Annotated in this window: 22 protein-coding genes and 2 tRNA genes (1 of these 24 running past the window's edge); 8 read left to right on the top strand and 16 right to left on the bottom strand. The window is 44.2% G+C overall.

Annotated elements, in window-relative coordinates:
• Positions 1-26 precede the first annotated feature (26 nt).
• Positions 27-1190, bottom strand: coding sequence for a DUF1577 domain-containing protein (locus tag JWG45_RS16805; RefSeq protein ID WP_205280772.1), 1164 nt, complete (start codon positions 1188-1190; stop codon positions 27-29).
• Between the two features lie 80 nt (positions 1191-1270).
• Between JWG45_RS16805 and guaB the strand changes: the two genes are divergently transcribed.
• From guaB to JWG45_RS16790, 3 genes are read left to right on the top strand one after another with little or no spacing between them, the layout of a single operon-like run.
• A complete protein-coding gene (gene guaB / locus JWG45_RS16800) occupies positions 1271-2797 on the top strand; it encodes an IMP dehydrogenase (RefSeq protein ID WP_205280771.1) in 1527 nt (508 codons plus the stop codon).
• Positions 2798-2799: 2 nt separating this feature from the next.
• On the top strand, positions 2800-3585 hold the full coding sequence (locus JWG45_RS16795; protein ID WP_205280770.1) for an outer membrane lipoprotein-sorting protein: 786 nt from the start codon (positions 2800-2802) through the stop codon (positions 3583-3585).
• A gap of 10 nt (positions 3586-3595) precedes the next feature.
• On the top strand, positions 3596-4285 hold the full coding sequence (locus tag JWG45_RS16790; RefSeq protein WP_205280769.1) for a 16S rRNA (uracil(1498)-N(3))-methyltransferase: 690 nt from the start codon (positions 3596-3598) through the stop codon (positions 4283-4285).
• On the opposite strand, the gene JWG45_RS16785 is transcribed toward JWG45_RS16790, so the two are convergent.
• Positions 4275-4559 (bottom strand): hypothetical protein, encoded by a 285-nt coding sequence (locus JWG45_RS16785; protein ID WP_205280768.1) that lies wholly within the window; start codon positions 4557-4559, stop codon positions 4275-4277. The two genes, JWG45_RS16790 and JWG45_RS16785, sit on opposite strands and share 11 nt — an antisense overlap.
• Positions 4560-4648: 89 nt before the next feature.
• Between JWG45_RS16785 and thiS the strand changes: the two genes are divergently transcribed.
• From thiS to JWG45_RS22275, 4 genes are all read left to right on the top strand, one after another.
• Positions 4649-4849 (top strand): sulfur carrier protein ThiS, encoded by a 201-nt coding sequence (thiS, locus tag JWG45_RS16780; RefSeq protein ID WP_205280767.1) that lies wholly within the window; start codon positions 4649-4651, stop codon positions 4847-4849.
• A complete protein-coding gene (locus JWG45_RS16775) occupies positions 4842-5492 on the top strand; it encodes a thiamine phosphate synthase (RefSeq protein ID WP_205280787.1) in 651 nt (216 codons plus the stop codon). Before thiS ends, JWG45_RS16775 begins: the two co-directional genes overlap by 8 nt.
• A gap of 44 nt (positions 5493-5536) precedes the next feature.
• Positions 5537-6382 carry a WecB/TagA/CpsF family glycosyltransferase gene (locus tag JWG45_RS16770; RefSeq protein ID WP_205280766.1) on the top strand — a complete coding sequence of 282 codons (846 nt, stop codon included), beginning with the start codon at positions 5537-5539 and terminating at the stop codon, positions 6380-6382.
• 240 nt (positions 6383-6622) lie between these two features.
• Positions 6623-6799, top strand: a complete 177-nt coding sequence (locus tag JWG45_RS22275) for a hypothetical protein (RefSeq protein ID WP_232380728.1) — start codon at positions 6623-6625, stop codon at positions 6797-6799.
• Between the two features lie 123 nt (positions 6800-6922).
• On the opposite strand, the gene lysS is transcribed toward JWG45_RS22275, so the two are convergent.
• The 7 genes from lysS to JWG45_RS16730 form a co-directional block, all read right to left on the bottom strand.
• Complete coding sequence (gene lysS, locus JWG45_RS16760) at positions 6923-8419, bottom strand: lysine--tRNA ligase (RefSeq protein WP_205280765.1); 1497 nt, start codon at positions 8417-8419, stop codon at positions 6923-6925.
• A gap of 7 nt (positions 8420-8426) precedes the next feature.
• On the bottom strand, positions 8427-9077 hold the full coding sequence (locus JWG45_RS16755) for a hypothetical protein (protein WP_205280764.1): 651 nt from the start codon (positions 9075-9077) through the stop codon (positions 8427-8429).
• Between the two features lie 133 nt (positions 9078-9210).
• Positions 9211-11388, bottom strand: a complete 2178-nt coding sequence (locus JWG45_RS16750) for a glycosyltransferase family 2 protein (RefSeq protein ID WP_205280763.1) — start codon at positions 11386-11388, stop codon at positions 9211-9213.
• 145 nt (positions 11389-11533) lie between these two features.
• Entirely contained in the window at positions 11534-12418 is an 885-nt protein-coding gene (locus JWG45_RS16745; RefSeq protein ID WP_408611650.1) for a polysaccharide deacetylase family protein, read from the bottom strand.
• A gap of 33 nt (positions 12419-12451) precedes the next feature.
• A complete protein-coding gene (locus JWG45_RS16740; RefSeq protein WP_205280762.1) occupies positions 12452-12964 on the bottom strand; it encodes a DUF1993 domain-containing protein in 513 nt (170 codons plus the stop codon).
• 824 nt (positions 12965-13788) lie between these two features.
• Positions 13789-13871, bottom strand: a tRNA-Leu gene (locus tag JWG45_RS16735).
• 51 nt (positions 13872-13922) lie between these two features.
• Positions 13923-14597, bottom strand: coding sequence for a CDP-alcohol phosphatidyltransferase family protein (locus JWG45_RS16730; protein WP_205280761.1), 675 nt, complete (start codon positions 14595-14597; stop codon positions 13923-13925).
• Positions 14598-14742: 145 nt separating this feature from the next.
• Between JWG45_RS16730 and JWG45_RS16725 the strand changes: the two genes are divergently transcribed.
• Positions 14743-14816: transfer RNA gene (locus JWG45_RS16725), tRNA-Asp, on the top strand.
• A gap of 300 nt (positions 14817-15116) precedes the next feature.
• On the opposite strand, the gene fliG is transcribed toward JWG45_RS16725, so the two are convergent.
• The 7 genes from fliG to JWG45_RS16690 all read right to left on the bottom strand — a co-directional run.
• Positions 15117-16136, bottom strand: a complete 1020-nt coding sequence (gene fliG, locus JWG45_RS16720) for a flagellar motor switch protein FliG (RefSeq protein ID WP_205280760.1) — start codon at positions 16134-16136, stop codon at positions 15117-15119.
• 12 nt (positions 16137-16148) lie between these two features.
• Positions 16149-17510 (bottom strand): dihydrolipoamide acetyltransferase family protein, encoded by a 1362-nt coding sequence (locus JWG45_RS16715; protein WP_205280759.1) that lies wholly within the window; start codon positions 17508-17510, stop codon positions 16149-16151.
• Between the two features lie 22 nt (positions 17511-17532).
• Entirely contained in the window at positions 17533-18507 is a 975-nt protein-coding gene (locus JWG45_RS16710; protein WP_205280758.1) for a pyruvate dehydrogenase complex E1 component subunit beta, read from the bottom strand.
• Positions 18507-19487, bottom strand: a complete 981-nt coding sequence (gene pdhA, locus JWG45_RS16705; protein ID WP_205280757.1) for a pyruvate dehydrogenase (acetyl-transferring) E1 component subunit alpha — start codon at positions 19485-19487, stop codon at positions 18507-18509. The genes JWG45_RS16710 and pdhA overlap by 1 nt, the downstream gene beginning before the upstream one ends.
• A gap of 82 nt (positions 19488-19569) precedes the next feature.
• Positions 19570-21102, bottom strand: coding sequence for an aromatic amino acid ammonia-lyase (locus JWG45_RS16700; RefSeq protein WP_205280756.1), 1533 nt, complete (start codon positions 21100-21102; stop codon positions 19570-19572).
• 7 nt (positions 21103-21109) lie between these two features.
• A complete protein-coding gene (locus JWG45_RS16695; RefSeq protein WP_205280755.1) occupies positions 21110-21778 on the bottom strand; it encodes a hypothetical protein in 669 nt (222 codons plus the stop codon).
• Positions 21775-23022: the 3' portion of an AMP-binding protein gene (locus JWG45_RS16690; RefSeq protein ID WP_205280754.1), read on the bottom strand. It continues 225 nt past the right edge of the window; only the last 1248 of its 1473 coding nucleotides appear in the window; the start codon falls outside the window, past its right edge; its stop codon occupies positions 21775-21777. Before JWG45_RS16690 ends, JWG45_RS16695 begins: the two co-directional genes overlap by 4 nt.

The raw sequence follows: 23022 nt of genomic DNA, 5'->3' as shown, positions 1-23022 counted from the left end.
AAATTCTAAATTTATTTTCCTGCGAGTCAGACTTGAGCTTGGTTGGCTTCCGCTAGAAGGCGATTGACGTTGTCGATGTATTTTTTTCTTTCCCCTGGTCGGGAGGAATTTCCCTCGATCGAAAGTCCCACATATAAATTTCCATCCGCGTCCTTTGTTACGGACCGGATTACTCCGAACGCCGTGAGAGGAGCCTGCATCTTAAAGAAGATATCGAACGTAAACCCCGCCCTTTTGGTGAGGTCTTGGTTTAGATCGGGGTGGTTGATCTTCGCTTTAAGGCCTCCCGTAGAAATGTTGACGATCGGAAATCTTTCTTTGACAAGGACCGTATTCGATTCCCGGATTCGATCCACCATTTCAAAGGTGAGGGTTTTGATTTCCATTACGTCCAAAATGTCGATCACCTTGTTTCGGTTTTGGGCGTGAACATAACCGATCGGAATCGCCTGTTCCTCGTGGTTGAGGTAGATTACGGGAACGATCAGTTCTGAGCGAATCTTCTGGTTTGCATATTCGATGATTTTTTTGCGGATATCGTCCTTGTCTCCGATTTCCTCTTGGTAGTCGATAAAACCGTCCTGGTCAAAGGGCGCATAACTTGCCGGCTTTTGAGTGTCCGGAATAAAAAGGATTTTCCGGGTTTTTTTGACCATATCGAACTTGTCTCCGATGGTGCTAAAAACGTCGATTTTCAGAATATCGAATTTCGACTTTAACTTTGTTTCATAATCGGCGAAGTTGACTTTGACCGAAGTTGGGATGTTAAAAAGGTTCGCGTCGATCGTCGTCTTGCTCGTGCGGATATTTGTGATCCAGACTGCGCCTTCCTGGGGGGCGATTCGATTGAGACTGCGTTCCTTACTTGCGATCGAAATATCGGAGACTCCGAGAATCAACTGATTGCCCGGTTTTTCGTCCAATACTTCGCATTCCAATTCCACATACTTAGCGAGAAGTTTTGTAAGCGTAACCTGGCTGTTGAGAGGAAACGCATTGGGAGTTCTGGTTTGTATGAGAATTTTTGTCGCGTCTTTGGAGACCTGCAAAATTTTAACGATCTGTTTTACGATGCCGGGTGATTGCGCGACGATGTCTGTTTTTACGAGAAATTTCGAAATAATGTGAAACTTTTTCGCAGGGTCGACGACCGTTTCTTTCTCTCTTTTTTTTCTCTGAATGGTTTCCATAGTTTTTCAAAGTAAAGGAGGGGAAATTCTCTTGATCTCAGTTCTCTGTTTACCTTTTATGTACTAGGTAAGGAATAAGAATGTCAAACCAAACTTACCGCGACTCCGAATATTTAGACGGACTATCCGGAGACGAACTTTTCAGTCTTCAGATCGGCCTAACCTACAGAGATTTTCTCGTCCTCCCTGGATTTATCGACTTCCATCCCTCCGAAGTTGAGCTTGAAACCAGACTGACTCGAAATATAAAACTGAAAAGACCTTTTATAAGTTCTCCGATGGACACTGTAACCGAATCCGCAATGGCCATCGCACAAGCGTTGATGGGTGGAATCGGAATCGTTCACTACAACAATACGATCGAGGAACAGGTTGCTCTTGTTGAAAAAGTAAAACGTTTTGAAAACGGATTCATCACAGATCCCGTAATCCTCGGACCTAAAAACGTAATCAAAGATTTGGATTGGATCAAAGAACACAAAGGGTTCACCGGTATTCCCGTGACCGAAGACGGGACCAGAAATTCTAAACTTGTGGGAATCGTAACCAACAGAGATATCGATTTTGAAAAGAACAGAGAGATCACACTCGATAAAGTGATGACCACAAACGTGATTACCGGTAAAGCGGGAATCACTTTACAAGAAGCGAATGATATCATCAAAAAATCAAAGATCGGAAAACTACCGATTGTGGATTCCAATGGAAAGTTGGTGTCACTTGTAAGTCGATCCGACTTAAAGAAGAATAAAGAATTTCCGGATGCCTCAAAAGACGAAAGTAAAAGACTTCGTTGCGGAGCGGCGGTGTCGACATTGATGGAATCGAGAGAAAGAGTCGCCGCACTTTACGAAGCCGGAGTGGACGTGATCATCATCGATTCGGCGCAAGGGAATTCGAACTATCAAATCGAGATGATTCAGTTTATCAAAAAAGAGTTTAAGAATCTGGATGTAATCGCCGGAAACGTTGTCACTCGCGGTCAGGCCGAGAACCTCATTCAAGCGGGAGCCGACGGTCTTCGGATCGGTATGGGACCGGGATCCATCTGTATTACTCAAGATACGATGGCGGTGGGAAGGGCTCAAGCGACTGCGGTGTTTCAAACCGCGAAACACGCAGCGAAATACGACGTTCCTGTGATCGCGGACGGCGGAATTTCGAACATCGGGGATATCGCGAACTCCCTTGCGATTGGAGCTTCTACTTGTATGATGGGTTTTATGTTCGCAGGAACGACGGAAGCGCCTGGAGAATATTTCTATGAGAACGGAATCCGACTCAAAAAATATAGGGGAATGGCGTCGATCGAAGCGATGAAGGCCGGGGGCGACAAACGTTATTTCAACGAAGGCCAAAAGGTAAAAGTGGCTCAAGGTGTGAGCGGTTCGGTCGTAGATCGCGGATCCATTCTCAACTTTATTCCTTATCTGTCACAAGGGCTTCGACTTTCTTTCCAGGACATGGGATATAAATCCATCCCTGAACTTCATAAGGCTCTCAGAAACGGAGCGATTCGTTTTGAGAGACGTTCCGAATCCGCGCAGGCTCAGGGTTCCGTTCACGGACTTTATTCTTTCAGCGCGCCGACAATGAGGGCGGAGTAAGTTTGATTCGGATTCTTGCGCTGATCGTAAGTTTCTTGGCGTTCACCATTCCTAGCCGAGAAACAAACCCGCAAGGATCCACAGGTCCTAGAGTCGCGCAGGAATTGGTCGCAAGACTCGATCAAGCCTTGGTAAAATCAAATCAAGGATTGATCAAAGGAAATCTGATTTTGATCCGAAGGTCCGGAGAGACCTGGAGCTGGGACGTAAGCATTTTTCGAAAGGACGAGGATACGCTTTATCTTTTTGAAAGCCGGGGAAGAGGATTGGAATACAAGATTCTTATCAAAGACGAAGGCGAACAGATCTACGCCTTCAACGTACTTTCCAAAAAGATCTTTCGAAAAGTGGACGAGGAAAAATACGAACAACATCTTTCCACCGGTTTTAGTTTTATGGATCTCTCCGGAGTTTCCTATCAGGCTAACTACAACCCGATCGTTCAGAGCGATCTAAAAACTTCCGATCATTCTTTTAAGAGGGTTTCGCTCAAACCCATCATTCCTTATTCTTATTCCAAGCTCATTCTATTGTTGGATTTGGATTCTCTGAAGCCTACACGTCTCGATTTTCACGATAAGGACGGGGTTCTGTTTAAGACCATGAATATAAAATACGGACCCATTAAAGTAAAACAAAATCAAAAGGTCGGAAAAGAGGAGCTCGCGAATCGATTGGAGATGTTGGATTTAAACACCGGTTCTATCAGCGTATTAGAATATACTGAAATAGATAAGGAAGTAAAGCCGGACGCTTCCCTGTTCGACCTCGCCAATCTAAATCGTTAGGAATTTCGTTTTGGAAGAAACGATTCTATTTCGAAAAACCTGGGATCCCGAGAACGAATTCTCTTTAAATCGGGATGAAATCTCCCACTTAAAAGCCCTTCGGATCTATTCGGAGAAAAAGTTAGTTCGTGTTTTGAACGGAAACGGATTAGAATGGATCTACGAAGTGGATGCGAACACAAACCGCGGAATTCTCAAAGAATCAAAAACGCATTCGAAACAGAACGGAATTTCCGGAATTGCAACCGCGATCCCGAAAGGAAATCGTTTGGAATGGCTTTTGCAAAAAGGTACCGAACTCGGTTTGACTCATTTTTATTTTTTAAACTTCGAACAATCCGATCGAAAGGATTTTAATCTCGAAAGAGCTCAAAAAATCACGGAGGAGGCCGCTGCTCAATCCAAGCGGATTTTTCTTCCGGAAGTGTTCGCTCCGGTTTCTCTCAAGGATTTTTTAAAAACGTATCAAGAAGAACACGATTCTTATTTTCTCATGGATCCGAAAGGAGAATCAAAATTAAAACCGGAGTATTTTCGGAATTCGATTTGGATCATCGGGCCGGAAGGAGGATTCCGAACAAAGGAGACCGATTTACTAAAAGAGAAAAAAGTTTTGAGTGTAAGGGCAGGCGATTCGATTTTGAGAATCGAGACCGCCGGAGTTTTTGCGGCCTCGATGTTTCGATACTTTACTTGTTGAGAGCGCTGTATTGCAGATACAAACTTACGATATTGCAGTTTGTTGTGCAGGCGCTTGTGCAAGTATTGAGATTTTGCAGATTGGCGCTGGTTACGGTCGCACCCCAACGTTCCGCACAAACCGCGTTGCAGGAATCGATCGTTCCACCCGGACCACAAGCAAGGATAAAATTGAAAACGGCCTTATCGGTGGTTTCATCTTTTCTAGAATTACAACCACTCAGAACAAGGAAAGACAAAAGGGAAATAAGAATGATCGAAGACAGTTTCCTCATACGGTAAGAATCCCTAGCAAGGAATTCCTCGTAAATCAAAAAAGATTGGACAGAGGTAGAAACCAACACAAACTTTTTTTGTTGTCTTTATGAAAGTGAATGGAAAAAAACTTCTCCTTTCTGAATTGAAATCGTCACAAATTTCAGATCTATTAGAATATTTGAAGATCAAGCCGGAGATGGTTGCGATCCAAAAAAACGGAAAGATTCTTCCGAGAGAGTTTTGGGGTCAAACGGTATTGGAAGAAGAAGATCAACTCGAGATACTAAGGTTTGTCGGCGGTGGTTGAACCGAACGTTTGGAAACATTCCGGTTTGTATCCGATTCTGGATTTGGACTTTTGTAAAAAGAAGAATCTGAATTTCTTCGAGCTTCCGAAACTTTGGCTGGAATATCCAGATCTGGTTCCTTGGATTCAGATCCGTGCGAAGAATGTAAGCTCCGAGGAGTTGAACTCGCTCGTAAAAACGCTGTTAGACAAATATCCTTCGATTCCTTGGATTCTCAACGACTATTGGAAAGAAGCGATCCGGTTTGATTGTTTTGGCGCTCATGTTGGAAAAGAAGATTACGAATCTTTGAACAATGAAGAAAAAATTTCACTGAGAGAATCGAAATTATTTTTAGGAACTTCGTCTCATACCGTCGAAGAGGTGGAAACCCTGGATTCTTCTCTTTGGAATTATACGGGTTTGGGTCCGATCTTTCCGACGGAAAACAAAGAAGACGCCAAATCTGCGCTAGGTCTTGAGAACTTGGGAAAACTTACACAGACCGCATCGGTTCCGGTAACACTGATCGGAGGAATTCAGGTCCCCCATCTGGATTCCATTTTGGAACAAGGTTCGTTTTTGCTCTCCAGCATTTCCATGGTTTGTTTGGAGGAAGAATTTCGAGCCGCTGCCGAAAAAATACGGACTCGAAAGCGGTAACTTTCAATTGACTCTGAACTTATGTCGTATAGGATGCCTTTAGGATGAAAAAGCCTGGTGAAATCATACATCTCTCCGCGAAAGACGATCGGGATTACCTCCTGGATTATCAAATCATTCAGACGGAAACATTAGGAAAAACGGATATTCTCGGGGTTCCTTTTGACAACGTTTCCCAAGACGAAGCCGTCGCGAAGATATATCGTTTATTGGAAGAAAAAGAAAGATTTCATCACGTTCTCTTCTTAGATCCGATCAAGATCATGTCGGTGAGGAAGGGAAAGAAGCTTCATCGAATCACGGAAAAAGCAACCTTGATTCTCGCGGAAGGAGCCGGTCTACAATGGGCGGCGACGAGGCTCGGAAAGAATCTCAAAGAAAGAATTTCTCCCATCGCGTTGATGATGGACTTGGTTCGCCTTTGTGAGCTCAGAAATTATTCTATCTTTATGCTTGGTGGAAAAGAAGACGTAATCGAAAAAGTTTACTTTACGCTTTCCAGACACTTTCCGGGGGTAAGAATCGTTGGACGTCACGCGGGATATATGAATCCGCAGAGAGAATTGATGGTAAAAGAATCGATTCGTAAAACAAGTCCGAATATTATCTTTCTTGCAATGGATTTTCCGGAGCAGGAAATCTGGATCGAAAATAATACCGCTTTTTTCGGTCATTCCGTGATCATCGGGGTGAGTGGCTCGCTCGATATTCTTTCCGGAAAAGTAAGAAAGGCTCCGAACTTTTTCAAACTCCGAGGGCTCATTTGGGTTTGGAGAATTATCAGCAAACCTTGGAGACTGTTTCGTCTTTTTAGAATGTTTCAGTTTTTTACAGTTGTATTTTTCAAATCTCTCTTTCGTAAAAAATCTTCGGAAAGTTTGATTTCTTAATCATACGATTGGAGCCACTGCAATTTCTTGTCGTAAGATAAGAAATCGTATATTTATGTTTTATAATGTTTTTTTTAAATGCTTGCGCCCTTCAATTTTTACGGTAGAATTCCGTGTATACTTGATTACAGTTTTATTACTTTGTTTTTAACAACCGTTATTGGTTTTGGATCTCTTCTCGGTTTTTTGCATCTTGTTTGGAAACAGCTTTTTTCACAATTGGAGGAGTCCAAAAAAGAAATGAAATCCGATCTTTTGTATTTTGAGGCCGAATTAAAAACGGATATCCGTCGGGTAGAATCTCGTTTGGATCGTTCGATTTCCGCACTTGGAGAACGTATTGATATTTTAGTGGATCACTTTTCGCTTCGACTTATGACCGAAACTCCTAAAAAAACAAAACGCCTCCAGGGTTGAAATTTCCAATCTTATATTTTAAAAAAGTCTTTTGATTCATTAAAAAAGGCCTTGGAAACTTCCAAGGCCTTTTTTGTAAGATTCCAATTTGAAAAGCGGAGATCTGTATTACGATATTCTAAATCACTCCGGACGCATCAAAGGAAATAAAATTGTATCTCGAATCGAATGTGAGTTCGTAAGAAGCATCACCAAACGATCGATTCCGATTCCAAGTCCTCCGGTCGGAGGCATTCCGTATTCCAGAGCACGAATATAATCTTCGTCCATCATAAACGCTTCGTCGTCTCCGGCTTCTCTCTGTTTTACTTGTTCTTCGAATCTTTCTTTTTGATCGAAAGGATCGTTTAACTCTGTAAATGCGTTTCCGATTTCTCTTCCTGCCACATAGGGTTCGAAACGTTCCACAAATCCCGGTTTTTCCGGATTGGATTTTGCAAGAGGGGAAAGCTCCGTCGGATAATCCGTGATAAAAACGGGTTGAATTAGGTTGGGTTCAGCCTTATCGGAAAAAACCTCGTCCGCGACTTTCCAGATGCTCTGGCATTTGGAAACGTCCACTTTTAATTCGGATGCCTTTTTCTTTGCTTCTTCCAAAGTTGTAATCTGACTAAAGTCGATTCCGCTGTATTCTTTGATGATATCTACGTAAGTAACTCTTCTCCAAGGAGGAGAAAGATCGATCAAGTCCTTTCCGTACTGAATCTTCAAAGTTCCGCAGACTTTTTCGGCGAGATAGGTGATGAGTCTTTCGGTAAGGTCCAACATCGAAGCCATATCCCCAAAAGCCATGTAGGCTTCCATCATCGTAAATTCAGGATTGTGTTTTGTAGAAATTCCTTCGTTTCGAAAGTTTCGGTTGAGCTCGAAAACCCGATCCATTCCGCCCACGATTAGCCGTTTGAGATAGAGTTCGGGTGCAATTCTTAAAAACAACTGCATATCGAGAGTATTGTGATGTGTGACAAAAGGTCTCGCCGCTGCGCCGCCCGCGATCGGTTGCATCATCGGTGTTTCCACTTCTAAAAAACCTTCGTTTGTGAGGAAACTTCGGATTTCTGAAACGATTCTGCTTCGAGTGATGAAAGTCTCTCTTACAGCGTCGTTGACTACCAAGTCCACATAACGCATCCGATATCTTTGTTCCACGTCCGCAAAAGCGTCATAGACAACCCCGTCTTTTTCTTTTACGACGGGAAGGGGACGAATACATTTTGCTAACAATTGAACGCCAGTTAGGTGTAAGGTGATTTCCCCTTTTTGAGTGGTAAAAAGATATCCTTCTAGCCCGATAATATCGCCTAAGTCCAAGGATTTGAAAATTGCGTACGTCGCTTCTCCGAGATCGTCTCTGGTTGCATAGAGTTGAATGATTCCGGCGCTGTCTTTTAGATGTGCGAAGCTCGCTTTTCCCATCACTCTTTTGGAATGAAGTCTTCCGCCGAGTTTGTAGATCGTTTCTGGGCCGGTCGGCGTTTTTTCGAATCGCTCCACGATCTCTTTGGATTTTGAATCCGGGAAAAAACGAATCGGATAGGGATTGATTCCTTGTTTTTTCAATTCTTCGATTTTCTGAATTCTTTGCTGAATGAGCTCGTTGGATTCTTTTGCGTCTAACATTACGATTCTATTTCCCTGGGAGTATTTGATAAAACGTTCTGGCTAAATTTGTAAACACAAGTTCAAATCCTTCTTCGGTCAAAAACCAATTGGAAAGACTCGTTCGATCCGCAAGAGGAACGATATGGACTTTGAGCCCGGCCGGTCCCAGAACGGATTCGTAAATTTTTTGATTGAGGGCCGACTCAAATCTTTTGGAAAGAATGAGAATATTCTTCAGTTGCCGATCGAGACAGATCTTCAAAAGGGATTTTGAAAAATTCTTCGCACCCGCTGGATACGGCTCGAGTTTATAGATGAGAATTTTGGACTCTTCCACTCCCATGCCTACGAGAGAGCCTTGAATCTCCTGCGTGAGATCGAGTCCGATTCCTAAATTGGAATTTGCAGTCGCCGGTGAATATAAAATGATGATTATTCCGGCGTAACCCTTTTTGAACCCGTCCGCCGCGTTTTTTAAAATGTCTCTGGGAAGTGTCTCCTTTACTTCCAAAACGAGCGCGTCGCTTTTTGGAAACGGACTGTCTTGGATCAAAAAAAGCGGTGAAAGGAAAACGAGTCCTGAGGTCAGAATCAAACAGAGGAAAAATCCGGAAAGGAATAACCGCGTTTTGTACAAAACTTCCTGTACGGATACCGGTCCTGGATTGGCAGACATATAGAACGAGAGTTTTTCTCAGCAACCAAATGACAAGAGGAATTTAGAGTCGTTCCAGTTGTCATTTTTTAAGAATTCGTTTCCTTTTCAGTTTAGGAGGCGATGTTCTTCGGTTCCAAAAGAAAAATTGGAATTACTGAATCGGTTCTCCGGGAGTTGTGTCGTTGGCATAGAGCATCGCGGTCTCAAGTTCGATTGTAACTCTCGGTTCCACCAACTGCGCGACGGTTTCCACGATTTCAACGGGAGGTTTGTTCAAAGAAAGCGTCAAATCTTCCCAACTCGCTCGAAGTCCTATAAACTTTACGATCGCGTATCCCAACAGCATCGCATTCGCCAGATTGTAGAAAGAATAAGCCCAGTTTTTATGAAGGTAGTTCGTAAAAAAACCGAATAGCAACTGCGCTAAAAGGGAATAAGCTGCTATGACATAAAGAGCGGGCATCGCGGTTCTTCCTATAACTTTGGGAGTTCTGCTGAATGGAATTTGTTTTCCGGTAATCGCTTGGTTCATTGACATGAATACTCCGGCGAGATTGACCGGAATGAGGAGTAGATTCAACGCATAAACTCGGAAGACGTCCATCCAGCGATATCCCATTTCTACGAGATCCATTCCGTAGAGAAAAAAATAAGGAAGAGAAGAGATCGCGATCCAATACGTTTCCATTCCTTCTCCGAGAGGACTTCCCATTAAAATCACCAATCCGATATTAACCGCGGCGATCGAACCGAGATAATGAACTCGAAAGAATGCCTCCACAAACTTGGCAAGGCTCCATGGCCATTGAAAGACGTGGCGAAGAAGTTTTGGAAGAATGATCAATCCGCCGTTGGCCCATCTTCTTCTTTGGATGAGAAGCGAGCCGAAATCCGCGGGTGTCGCGCTGTAAGCAAGACGTTCCGGATAGTTGTAGAGATTCCAATTTACTCCCAAAAGATCGATACTCGATTCCGTATCTTCGATCACCGTATTGTCCTGGATATAACGATAAATCTTATAACCTCGTTCTTCATAAACGGTGCAGATATCAAGGAGGGCTTTGTAACGAAGCATCGCATTGGCTCCGACCCAAAAAGTGGCTCCAAAATGAGTAAAACCTTGGTGAATCTGATACTGAATGTCGGTTGTCGCGCCCGCCATTTTTTCCAGAAGTTTCGGGGCCCCCGGTATGGCGCTGTAGGGAGTCTGAACGACGGCGATTCTTTCGTTGTTAGGTGAAGCCATGACCTGAGCGAGTTTTAAAACGTAGTCAGGGAGAAGAGCGCTGTCCGCGTCCAAAGTGATTAAAAATTCTGCGGAAGGTATTTCGAAAGTGGGATTTGTCTCTTCGGTTTTTTCAAGAACGGTTCCGTGGGATTCTTGTCTTTCCTTCCATTTTTTTCCCAAAAGATAGATATAACTGTTTAAGTTCATGGCTTTGTTGGGAAGATGCGAAAGGTTGAGGTATTTTTTTCTTTCGAAGCTTGAAAAATTTACGGAAAAAAGACAGGCGAGGCGATTGAATTCTTTTTCGACTCGTTCCAAAGAAGCTCCGCCTTGAGAAAGCAGATTCTCCAATTCCATAATTCTTTCGGAATGCAACTCTTCCCATTTTCCAAAAAAACGATCCCGCATAAAAATACGTGTATGTTCGGGAAGTTCCCGTTTGGTCGTAAGATCGTCGTAACTTAGAATCCGTTTTTGAAACCAAAGAGTTGCACTTTTGTAGAGACGAATCAATTCTTCTGTTTCAAAAGTTAAGTTCAGAGATCCGGAACGTTTGCGATTTAAAAATTCTTCTCTGGCGTGAAAGAATGGAGCGTTCGTTTCCTCGAATTCCTGCTGAAGAGATTCCGGGAGGCTTCTCATCTTCTGAAGGGCTTCAAAATCGGAATAATTTTTCGTTTGTGGCGGATCGTCGATCAGCAAAACCACTCTTCTGTTCGGATAATCCTGAAGAGCCGCTGACAAAAGTGTTTCTCGAACGATATCCAATTCTTCCTTATAGGAAGGCACCAAAACGGCCAGCGGAGGAGAATCGTTCTTGTAGACGATTTCCATTTCCTCACGACTGGGAGGATCGTGTTTGAGACGTCTTTTAAAATAACCGAGACGGGTAAATTGATAAACGAAGTTTCCGTAAGTGAGTAACGTAATGATGACGATGAAGGCCATTTGCCCGATCGCTGCAAAAGGCCTTCGGTCGAGGATCTCTTCGACGAGGATTTGAAACATTTCGATCGTTGCGAAAACACAGGAGACAATCGTCAAAAAAAGAAAAATGCGAGTGATCCAGATCTGGTTGTTATCATACCGATTCGTCTTCAAATTTATGGATTCTGCTCCAAGAGCCGGATTCTTTCTCATCTAAATTGTACTGAATCTACTATAACAAAAATAACCCTTCGTTGTGTAATTCATAATTATATTCGGAAGAAGGAAAAATTATTTCGTTTAGCAAATTTAGAAAATACTAATAAGCGTACGGTGAGTTCCCTTGTGTGGATTTCTGTGTCTTCTGACATACCGTATATTTTGCATTTTCCAATTGTCCAATAAACGTTGCAAGATCGCATTTTCCGTCGATGAAGATACGTTTGATCCGGAACGGATCCGATCCCGGTCCGTTGGCTCCTTCTTCCGTCGTTAGGAGCGCTTTGTAACCGGAAAGTTTGGCCAATTCAACCAGACGTTCGTTGTACCATCCGCAAGGCCATGCGAGATAATCGATAGGAATTCCTAGGCGGTTTTCTAAGATTCTTTTGGATTCTTGGAGTTCAAAGAGAACTTCTTTTTTTCCTTTTGGCGGAACCTTATTGTCGATCCAGGTTACGAGATTGTCCTTCGGATTCCAAGGATGACTGTAAGTATGAGATCCAATTTCGAAGAGCGGGTTTTGAGAAAGTTCTTTGATTTCGGACCATTCCATATATTCTCCCTTTCCGATTCCCTTGGGGCCGGAAATGATCCAGAAGGACGCCGGAAAGGAATATTTCTTAAGTGTTGGGACCGCGTTCAAAACATTCTTCCAGCCGTCGTCGAAGTTGAGAACGATGGAACGATCGGGAAGTGCGGTTCCTTTTTGCATATAAAGGAGGAGTTGTTTCATTGAGATCGGATGATATCCGTGCGAGGAAAGATATTTCATCTGTTCCTCGAATTTTTCCAAAGAGATCACGGTTTCCCCGAGTTCTCGATCGGTTTCGGTTACGATCTCGTGATAGATAAGAACGGGGATTCCTTTGGGGTTGGGGAAGTTCGTAGTTTTGTATTCTTTTTCAGGAGAATTACAGAGATTGAATGTAAACAGAATGAAAACCGATCCAAGCGCTGAGAAGTTTAGAATTTTCAATACCACCGATTTCAAAGTTTATCTCGTTTTTCGATGATTTTAGGATCCGCTCTTAAAAGGCATTTCGCCCAGATAATTTTTCTTTCCCAGATCGACCCCGTTATGACGCAGAATCGAGTACGCCGTCGTAATGTGAAAATAGAAATTCGGAATCGCGTGTTGGATTGCAAATTCTTTTCCCGTAAGATATTTTCCTTCCCAACGAGGTTGAGAGATCTTACGATCGAAAGAATCGTTAAAATCCTTTTCCGTAAATGTTCCAAGGTATTCGAGAACGGATTGGATTCTCATTTGGAGTTCAGGGAGCGTTTTTTCTTGGTCGTCGTGTTTCGGGGCGTCCTTTCCTGTAAGACGAGAAACTCCCAGTTTTGCGGTATCGCATGCGATTTGGACTTGTTTGATGAGGTGAAACTGATCCGGCGCTAGTCTGGAATTGAGCAGAATTTCGACATCGAACTTTTTGGTTTCTGCATAAGAAGATCCCTTTTCTAAGAGAATACTTAGATTTTTGAGCATCTTTGTAAATTGGAGAATTGTGATTTCGTAGAGCATTTTTTTCCTGATAAAACAACGCAGTGATTTTTCAAGCTTCTGAGATGCTCGCTATTCAGATAGAATTTTTCAGGAGAAATGCGTATCCGAAGATTTTTCAAAGAAGAAGAAAACAGTTTTCTCGGACTTCCAGATTGAAGATCAGGAAAAAGGGATCGGAGCCGCTGCAAACTCAGGGAATGAATCCTTCTCGTTGAAAAATACGGCTTTTTATGTGAGGTTTCGAAAAGTTCCCCGCGAGTCCTCCTCAGACCGCGGAGCTGTCGCAAGTCTATCTTAAATTTCAAAATAAAATCTGTCGGAATTACGACAATCCTCTGTGAAAGCGGCGCGCCCCGCCCTGATCTTGGGTGGAGGGGAGTGGGGGCGGGAAAAACTCCGGAGGCTTTCCTCTATCACAAAATTCTAATTTCGCAAGGAAAAATTCCAATGTAGGAATTCCTACGAAACCCTTGTCTCGGGACGATTCTCGTTGTTCTACTCTTAACTTATTGGTAAAGCTATGCAAATTTCGGGTGGAAGGGTGGGTGGTGGAAAAAAATGGAGGACTTTTCATTATCACAAAATCATGATTTTTTGAGAATAATTCCAGTTTGTAGGAGCTCTCACAAATCTTTCTTTTGTAACCGTTCTCCTTTTGGAGTTTGTAAGCAACGGGACGCTCGCCAGAACAAGGAAGTATGTTTCGTTTTTACGGAGGATTGTGGGAACTCAAACGTAGGATTTGTAAAGTCCGGTCCAGCTCAAAACGGTTTACCAAAGCTCGCTTCGAGTCCCGATTTTTCGTAATAGATTGTATGATTTTAAAAAAGAGGAAAGATTCTTGCTCGAGAGGGGACTCGAACCCCTACACCTAATCGGCACAAGCACCTCAAGCTTGCGTGTCTACCAATTCCACCACCCGAGCGGTTGCAATGGACAGGATGTGAGAGGACTCTTGGGAGTCAAGGAATTCCGATCAAACGAGTTCGTATTTCTTTCGAGTCTTTTTGTCTTCCGGGTCGATTTGAATTTTTTCCGGGTGAAAGACTATATTCCAATAACGTTTGGAGTATGCGAAAATTCCGATGCTGAGAATGAGAACCAGAATATAGCCGGAATATTCAGGATGTTTTAGAAAACTTTCCCCCACGATCTGCATTTCTATGAGAGGAATACACATATACCAAAGAACCGCGACGGCAACGAGTCCAACACCGAACTTTCCCCACCAATTGGGTTTCCCCTGAATTCCTCTCTTGAGATAAAGAAAACTTCCCAGCCAAACTCCTAAAATTTCCCGGATTACATACGCAATTAGAATCCAAGACGGAAAACGAAAGTAATGAACGATAACCGAAAGCCCGCCTACGGTCACGATCTTATCACATACAGGGTCCAGATAACGTCCTAAAACGGATTCTTGATTGAGGAGACGCGCCAAAAAGCCGTCCAAGTAGTCGGTGATTACTGCGATGATACAGATAAAAACAGCATAGAGAAGGAATTCCGTCTTTTGCGGATCTTCCATATACGTTTTTGTGAAGGTGATAAAAAAGGGTAAAAGAAAAACTCGGCTGACGGAGAGAAAATTCGAGACCGTAAAAATTCGATCTTCTAAGAGTTCCTTTGGTTTTTTTTCCTGAACGATCATTCTTATTTCGTTCCAATATTTTTATCAGAAGAATTTTGTATTCCAGTAAATGAAAGAACTGATTTTCGGAATAGAATTTTTCGGACTAATTTGTTTGAAATCGGTTGACCGTATACCTTCATTTGAAAAAGTATCAAAGGAATCAGGAGCTGTAGCTCAGCTGGTTAGAGTGCCTGCCTGTCACGCAGGATGTCGCGGGTTCGAGTCCCGTCAGCTCCGAGATTCTTCCATTTTCCAAAATCAATTTTCAACGAATATAAACTTGGACTCGAAACTTTCGAGCGAGAGCGTTTTTCGCTTTCGTAAAAAGCGCAAAACGCGATGCGAATCCATGATAGGTTTCGACCCATAGGGAGAAACTTGCTGAGTTGAAGGAGATGAGCACGCGAGGAAGACGCCGTGGAGCTTAGTTTTGCAGGAAGCAAAACTGCGTAACGGCGAGTCCCGTCAGCTCCGAGATTCATCTTTTCTCCTTCCTTCATATAGTATCTGCACTCAAAGCTTTCGAGCGGGAGTATTTCAGATATATTCTTCTCCGTCTTTTTTCACAAAGATCGTTCCTTCTTCTTCCAATTCTCGAACCAGGTTGAGAACGATATTACGAGCGTCGTTGATTTCGCGTAAGGTGAGTTTTCCGCGGATGTCCATCATATCCATGATTTCGGCAGCGCGATTTCTGGACATGGCGTTTAAGAAATGATTTCTGAGATCGTCTCCGGAACCTCGGAGAGCCATGCTGAGAGTTTCGTCGTCACTTAGTCGGTTGATAAGAATCCGCATCTCTTTTTGATCCAGACCAAGAACGTCTTCGAAGGTGTATAACTTCTCTTTGACTTGTTTTGCGAGTTCCGGAGAATTCGCCTCCAGCTCTTTTAGAATATTCTCTTCCTGAGACTTGTCCATGTGATTGAGAATGTTCGCCAAGGCTTCCGCTCCGCCGGCTTCGCTGTATTCGGAACGATCTCTCTGTTCGTATTTTTTCTTTAGGACCCTCGCAATTTCTTTGATCGCATCGGGATGGGTCTTTGTAGTGTTTGCCAAACGATAGGCGACACTGGCCTGCAATTCTCCCGGAAAGAATTTTAAAATATCGGCGGCTTTTTTTGGAGTCATAAAGGCGAGAGTGACTGCGATTGTCTGAGGAGATTCGTGTTGGAGAAGACCGGCAAGAACTCCCGGTTCCGCTTCGCTTAAAAAGGAAAAATCGTCTTCGATGTCTTTTCGGGAAAGTTTTCCTAAAATATTCTCCGCTTTTTCCTTTCCCATCGAGTGCTGGAGAATTTCTCTCGCCGCGTCCATTCCCCCTTTGATTTCACCTTCACCGGGAAGAACCGAATTCTTAAATTCTAATAGAACGTCTTCTTTTTCCTTTTTGGAGATGGTCTTGATCTGAGCCATCTCGAGGATGATCTCTTCGATCATCGAGTCGTCTAATTTGGAAAGAACCTTAGCGGCGTCTTCTTTGTTAAGCGACAAGAGGAGAAGGGCCGATTTTCTGATTTTTTCTTTTCTTGCACCGGAAGCTGATTCTTTATCCACAAAATAAAATCCTTAACCTGTTAATAGGCGAAGGGGATGTTCCGTAAATTCTCGAAATGAAGAAAGAAATCTAGCACCGGTGGCGCCGTCGACAACTCTGTGATCGCAGGAAAGAGTGACCGTCAAGGTCTTTCCTGCGACGAGACTCCCATCCCGGATCACCGCTTTTTCCACAAGAGCTCCTACCGCGAGGATAGCCGCTTCCGGTTCGTTGATGACCGCAGTGAAGGAAGAAATTCCGAACATTCCGAGGTTGGAGACGGTAAAGGTTCCGTCCGTGTATTCCCCCGGTTTGAGTTTTCTTTCTCTTGCTCGGGAAGCAAGTTCTTTTATCTCATGACTGATCTCTGTTATCGTTTTCTGATCCGCGTTTCGAACATAAGGAGTGATGAGGCCGCCGTCGATCGAAACCGCGACACCGATATCGATTCTTCCATATTCGAGAATATGATCTTCTCTCCAAGAAGAATTGACCTCGGGAACTTCCTTCAAACACAAAGAACAAGCCTTGAGAATGAGATCGTTGACGCTGATCCTCTCGTGACCTTCGAGTTTTAGATCCTTGTTGATCGAATTTCTGAGCCTGTCGATCGGATCCGCGTCGACTTCCATCGTAAGATAAAAATGAGGAATTGTGGAAGTGGAATGCGCGAGTCTTGTCGCTATGGTCTTTCTCATTCCGGTGAGTTCTAATTTCCGATCTTGGCGTTTTACAAAACCGATTCCTTTTTTTCCTCCCGATTCTTGAAAGGAAAGAATGTCTCGTTTGATGATTCTTCCCCCGGGACCGGAGCCGATCACTTCGTCTAGATTGACTCCGTTTTGAAGTGCGAGATTTTTTGCAAGTGGAGACGCCTTGATCGGAGCGCCCGCGTTTGTACGTTCCAAAAATTCTTTTTTTTCTCGGGATACGTTTTTGTGTCCTGGAGAATTTTGTAAACCGGTATCAATCGATTCTTTACCGGAGGAAGGAGTGGAAGAAGAGGCCTGCGACTTTACCTGCGACGTTTCCGATTGGGAAACATCGGAGGACGCGTTCGAAGTTGAAGTCAGTGGAGGGTTTGAAGTCGATGCAGGTTCTTTTTTTGTAGGAATCGCTTTCTTTGCGGTTTCGACTAACGCGGAAATGTCCTCTCCTTGTTTTCCGATGATCGCGACGGGGGATCCAACCGGAAGAAGAGATCCTTCGGGTGCGAGAATTTCAAGAAGAACTCCGCTTTCAAAGGCTTCCATCTCCATGACCGCCTTATCGGTTTCCACCTCCGCCATAATTTCACCCGGAGAAACGGAATCTCCGTTTTTTTTGAGCCAACGGACGATCTTTCCTTCGGTCATCGTCGGACTGAGTTGAGTCATTTCAGCAATTTTAGCCATTTTGAATATTCCTTGCGCTTGTTTATTCGAGCATTTCTCGAACTTTGGCGATGATCTTTTCCTCGCTCGGAAGAGAAGCCTTTTCCAAGTTGGCGGCGTAGGGCATGGGAACGTCTTCTTGTGTGATTCTTTCGACAGGAGCGTCCAGGTGATCGAACGCATTCTTCTGAATCAAATACGCGATTTGAGAACCGAATCCCGCGACTTCCCAGCCTTCTTCCACGATTAAGGCTCGGTTCGTTTTCGCTACGGAAGCGTAGATGGATTCTTCGTCCAAAGGACGAATGGATCGGATGTCCAAAACTTCCACGGAAATTCCTTCCTTGGCCAGTCTTTCCGCGGCGGGAAGAACATACATTAACGCGCGAGACCAACTAACAATTGTTATATGAGAACCTTCTCGTTTGAGATCCGCTTTTCCGAAAGGTATCGAATATTCCTGCTCCGGCACTTCTCCGCGACTTCCGTACAGAACTTCGCTTTCAATAAAGATCGTAGGATTGTTATCACGAATCGAAGTTTTCAAAAGTCCATAAGCGTCTGCGGGAGAATAGGGCGCGATGACCTTGAGACCGGGGATATGCGCGTACCAACTTTCGAAAGACTGGGAATGTTGTGCGGCGAGTCTTCCACCCGCTCCACCCGCTCCTCGAAATACGATCGGAATCGGAAATTGTCCCGCACTCATATAATTCATCTTCGCGGCCGAGTTGATGATCTGATCGATCGCGACGAGGGAAAAGTTCCAGGTCATAAATTCGATGATCGGACGTAAGCCCACCATCGCCGCTCCGATTCCGACTCCCGCGAATCCGTTTTCGGAAATCGGTGTATCGATCACTCTTCTTTCTCCGTATTTCGCGAGCATTCCCTGCGAAACCTTATAGGCTCCGTCGTAGTGTCCGACTTCTTCTCCCATGAGAAAGATATTCGGATCCTTGTCCATTTCTTCGCACATCGCACGGTTGAGCGCTTCTCTGTAAGTGAGGATCCCCATTAGACATTCTCCGCGTAGACGTTTTTATACAACCAGCCTAACGGCGGTTCGTCGCTTTTTTCCGCGAATTGAATCGCGTCTTCGACTCTTGTTTGAAGATCTATATCTAATTTTTCTAATTCTTCTTCCTTCCATTCCGCGTGAAGAAGATCGTCCTTTGCTTTCAAAAGCGGATCGCTCTGTTTATATCGATCCAATTCTTCTTTGGTTCTGTATTTCGCGGGATCGGACATCGAATGACCCCGAAAACGATACGTGGAAATTTCCATCAGAGTCGGGCCTTCTCCTCGACGAGCTCGTTCCACGGCGACGCTCACATGATCTCGCACCTTCCGAACCTCGTCTCCTTCGATATGATCTCTTGCGATATCGTAAGCGCCCGCTCGAACGGAAACGTCCTTTACGGAGAGTGCTCGGTATTCCGGAGTTCCCATCGCGTAGTGATTGTTTTCGCAGATCATCACTAAAGGAAGTTTCCAGATCGCGGCGAGGTTCATTCCTTCGTGGAAGGACCCGATGTTTGCGGCACCTTCTCCAAAAAAGCAGATCGTGACCGCGTCCGTTCCTTTGTATTTAGCCGCGTAGGCGATTCCGGCCGCAAGTGAGATATGTCCTCCCACGATTCCGTGTCCACCCATGAAATGTTTTTCTTTATCGAAGAAGTGCATGGAACCTCCGTAACCTTTGGAGATTCCCGTTTTTTTTCCGAAGAGTTCGGCCATGAGCGCGTTCGGATCCAAACCTCTTGCGAGCGCGTGTCCGTGATCTCGATAGGTGGAAACGATGTAATCTTGTTCTTTGAGGGCCGCTATGGAGCCGACTCCAACCGCTTCTTGACCGATATAGAGATGGCAGAAACCTCCGATCTTACCGGTGCTATAGGATTTTGCCGCCCCTTCTTCGAATCTTCGAATGAGGAGCATCTGTTTGTAGAGTTCGTAAAGGTCTTGGGTTTCTTTTTTGGTTTTTGGTGAATTCATTGATACCCGATTTCTGAAAAGAAGATTGATCCAATTTCAGCGCAAAGTATAAGAATGGATTTTAGAAGAGCAAACGGAATTCCTAGGAATTCGGAAAAATTTCTCTTTCTAAAAAGAAATCGGAAAGTGACCGTATCTCTTCCCATAAGGGTCTGTCTCTTCGGATCGGTTCAAAATCGGGAAGGGAGAATTTGGATTTCATTTCCGGTTTTAGATTTCGATTCAAAGACGAAGAATTTGAAAAAAGAAAATCATATTGTCCTAATGCGATCCAAAGTGAAGCCAAACAACCGCTTGCGAGAAGAGTTTGTTCATAGGCTTTGCGACTTGCAAGTCCCGCCATCGAAACGATATCCTGATTTCCTCCGTTAGTCGGAATCGAAAAGTTCGCGAAGTTTCCCGAATTCGAACGTAACTCGGCGAGGAGCGCCGTAGCCGTGAGTTGAACTCCAGCAACGCCGCTTTCAGCCCCCGGTTGAGGAGACAATAAGAGAGGAAGACCTCCGTTCCGGTTCGGGTCGATGAGGAGATCTAAAATTCGTTCCGCCAAGATCGCGCATTGAACCACGCTCGTATTGATTCTATCCGAAAGAAAGGAGAGATGTTGTCCCTGAAAATTTCCTCCGTGAACCGCGAACGCATTTCCGTCCTCTTCCCTAAAAAACAAAGGGTTATCGTCCACACCTTGGATCTCGAGTTGAAGCATGTTTCGAGACTCTTTCAGTTGATCCCGAACCGCTCCGATCACTTGCGGCGCCGTTCTGAGCGAGTAGACTTCCTGAAGATTTTTAGAAGAGCGAGAATCCGAAAAACAGAGGGCAACGGTAAGAATATTTTTTGCGCTTACAATTTGTCCGGGATGAAGACGTGCTTCGTGCAATTCCGATCGTAAGTGGTTTTTGTTTGCACCTAAGAACGCATAGGTGATTCCGACCAAAGTTTCCAAGTTGGAAAGAATTCTCTCCGCGTGTAATAGTGCGAAAACGGCGTAGGATTGGGAAAAGGAAAGTCCGTTTGTAAACGCCAGAGCTTCCCTGGATTCTAAGATACGATCCGGAATTTTATTTCTCTTTCTGTATTCCTCCGAGGAAACTGTTCCCGTGTCCGTTCGGATCGAAGCATTGTTTAGAAAGATTCTTCCGAGAAAGGAAAGAGGAACCAGATCCCCCGAGGCGCCCAAAGACCCGATCTCGGGAATAGACGGAAGATCTCTCTGCATTAGAATATTAGAATATGCAAACCAAGTCTCCGGACGAATTCCGGAAAATCCCTGGGCCAGAGTCGATAAACGAAGTAAGGCCGTTGAAAATACGATCTTTTCCGGTGCGAATTTCCCGAAGCCGACGCCTAAATGATTGAGAAGACTTTCCGCTTGTTTTGTCGTATCGGAGTTGGATTCAAAACGGACGAAAGGACCAAATCCGGTTGTAGTTCCGTAAATCGGTTCTCCGTTCGAAACCAATTCTTCGAAACGAAGTCTCGATTCTTCGACGGCGGTTTTTCCCTTCTCGGAAAGAATGACTCGAATCCCTCCGTCCTTTTCAAAGGACTTATAGAAAGATTCGATATCCTCCGGTAGAAGAGGTTGGTCCGGTCCTAAAGAAACAGTTTTCAATGAAGGATCAATTCCCTTTTTTATAAAGAATCTGAAAAGGTTCCTCGCTTCTGATTTCGATTTGCCCGTTTTCGATCAGGATCGAGTCTTTCATTAAATCATAATATTCACGAAGTTGCAAGTCCATACTTTCCACAAGATCGGGTATTTCGGAAAGTTGTCCGACTCCGAGTTTCGTGAGTAAACTTTCCTTTTCTCCGTAGAGATCGTTCAGCTGTAGATCCAAACCTTCTACAATGGCGACGGGGGAACTTTCCGATCGTTCCCTTTCTTCGGAAAGTTTTGCAGTTTCTCCCAAGAAGACGTTGATCTTATCCCGGGTCGCGTTCGGAATAAATTGTTCGATGACTTCTAAAAACATACTCGTAACCGAGGCTTTGTAAGCGGTTGCGCCGATCTGTTTTCCTTTTGTGAAATACTGATATTGAATCTGCGTATTGAGGTTGATCCAAAGACTTTTGAGTTCGATGTATTCCACGGCGATCAAAGATTCCCAGTCTCCGTTCTCTCCGACTTCGTTTAACATTTCCAAAAATTGGTTCCGTTTGTTTTTGATGAAGTCCAAGAGATCTTCTCGATCGTTGATTTCGGAATCATCCCAATAGGTCAGGGTTTCCTTCCAGGTTTGTTCTAATTTCGGATTTTGGATCGATTCCAAAAGGGTTTGATAGTTCATGAATGAAGCCACCTTTCTACGTTTGATTTTGAAATGGATCTAAGAATTTCACCCTTAGCCGAAAACGAAACGATCTCCTCCGGTGCAAAGAAAAGTTCCTCGATCCAGGGAAATGATTCTTTCCATCCGGAAAGAATTCGATCTTTCCTTTCGGGCGATGTATCGTCCGGAAGAATGCAGATCGTCTTTAGGTCCTGCGACTGAAAGACAAAAGCCCAGGGAAGATCCAAGAGTTCGGTAATCGAAGATTCCATAGGGAAGGGGGAAAGAAATTTGCCGTTCTGTAATTTGAAATGATCCGTTGTTCGTCCGATAAAAAAATATCCGTCCGATTCCTTACGAACGAGATCCCCCGTATCTCTCCATTCTTCCGGAAAAAAATAATTTACACACCCGGAAGAGTCGATCTCCAACGAAGAAGCGTTCTGTCCCCGAAAAAGAAGCGATCCCGATTCCGAATCGATTTTCACCTCGCATCCGACTGGCTTACCCAAATATCCGAAATCGAAATCTCCCGGTTCTCCTAACGTGATTCCGGGACCGGCTTCCGTTTGTCCATATCCGACTCTGAGTTTTGTGTTTCGAAGATGCTTTGCGAGCGAGGAAGAAATCGGAGCCCCGCCGACGATACCGGATTCTAAACTTTCTAAGAATTCGGAACCGGCTGGTAGAGTCTGGATTCTTGAGAAAAAAGAAGGAACGCCGGAAAGGTGCCGAATCGGAAAGGAATTCAAAAATTCGAAACATTCTTCCAAATCGAAGGAAGAGGACACATACTTGATCACCGTCGAGGAACGGAGAAGAGAGGGAAAAAAATCAAGAATCAGCCCGAACGAATGAGTCCAAGGCAAAACGGAACCAACCGTGGATCCTTCTTTTGGAAAGGCTTCGAGATGCGTTCTTAAATTGTGAAAAATGGACGAATCGGAAAGACCCACCCACTTCTGTGCAGCGCTTGTGCCCGAGCTTTTGAGAAAGATACGCACGTTATCCGAAATCTCTCTTGAGAATTCAATCCTTCTAAAAAGATGAGCTCTTGAATCGGGTACGGAAGAATTTAGAACTCTTTCGTATCCGATCCGTTTCATACTTTCATTCGAATCCTCGTCCAAGGTGACGATCCATTTTGGACGCAACGAATCGATCGAAGAATCGAGTGATCCTTTCCCAAAGGGAATACACGCCACGGAAAGATCCTCCCAGAGACCCGCGAAAAACGAACCCAGAAAGGAAGAATCCGTTGG

Origin of the sequence: Leptospira ainlahdjerensis (assembly GCF_016919175.1) — a bacterium.
In the GTDB taxonomy this organism is placed as follows: Bacteria; Spirochaetota; Leptospiria; order Leptospirales; family Leptospiraceae; genus Leptospira; species Leptospira ainlahdjerensis.
The sequence above is the reverse complement of the archived record's forward strand: the minus strand, read 5'-3'. Positions and strand labels throughout refer to the sequence as shown.

Coding starts and splice junctions, on each gene's coding strand:
- JWG45_RS16805 (WP_205280772.1), bottom strand. CDS start 1,190: ATGGAAACCATTCAGAGAAAAAAAAGAGAGAAAGAAACGGTCGTCGAC.
- guaB (WP_205280771.1), top strand. CDS start 1,271: ATGTCAAACCAAACTTACCGCGACTCCGAATATTTAGACGGACTATCC.
- JWG45_RS16785 (WP_205280768.1), bottom strand. CDS start 4,559: ATGAGGAAACTGTCTTCGATCATTCTTATTTCCCTTTTGTCTTTCCTT.
- thiS (WP_205280767.1), top strand. CDS start 4,649: ATGAAAGTGAATGGAAAAAAACTTCTCCTTTCTGAATTGAAATCGTCA.
- JWG45_RS16770 (WP_205280766.1), top strand. CDS start 5,537: ATGAAAAAGCCTGGTGAAATCATACATCTCTCCGCGAAAGACGATCGG.
- JWG45_RS22275 (WP_232380728.1), top strand. CDS start 6,623: ATGAAATCCGATCTTTTGTATTTTGAGGCCGAATTAAAAACGGATATC.
- lysS (WP_205280765.1), bottom strand. CDS start 8,419: ATGTTAGACGCAAAAGAATCCAACGAGCTCATTCAGCAAAGAATTCAG.
- JWG45_RS16755 (WP_205280764.1), bottom strand. CDS start 9,077: ATGTCTGCCAATCCAGGACCGGTATCCGTACAGGAAGTTTTGTACAAA.
- JWG45_RS16740 (WP_205280762.1), bottom strand. CDS start 12,964: ATGCTCTACGAAATCACAATTCTCCAATTTACAAAGATGCTCAAAAAT.
- JWG45_RS16730 (WP_205280761.1), bottom strand. CDS start 14,597: ATGATCGTTCAGGAAAAAAAACCAAAGGAACTCTTAGAAGATCGAATT.
- JWG45_RS16715 (WP_205280759.1), bottom strand. CDS start 17,510: ATGGCTAAAATTGCTGAAATGACTCAACTCAGTCCGACGATGACCGAA.
- JWG45_RS16710 (WP_205280758.1), bottom strand. CDS start 18,507: ATGGGGATCCTCACTTACAGAGAAGCGCTCAACCGTGCGATGTGCGAA.
- pdhA (WP_205280757.1), bottom strand. CDS start 19,487: ATGAATTCACCAAAAACCAAAAAAGAAACCCAAGACCTTTACGAACTC.
- JWG45_RS16695 (WP_205280755.1), bottom strand. CDS start 21,778: ATGAACTATCAAACCCTTTTGGAATCGATCCAAAATCCGAAATTAGAA.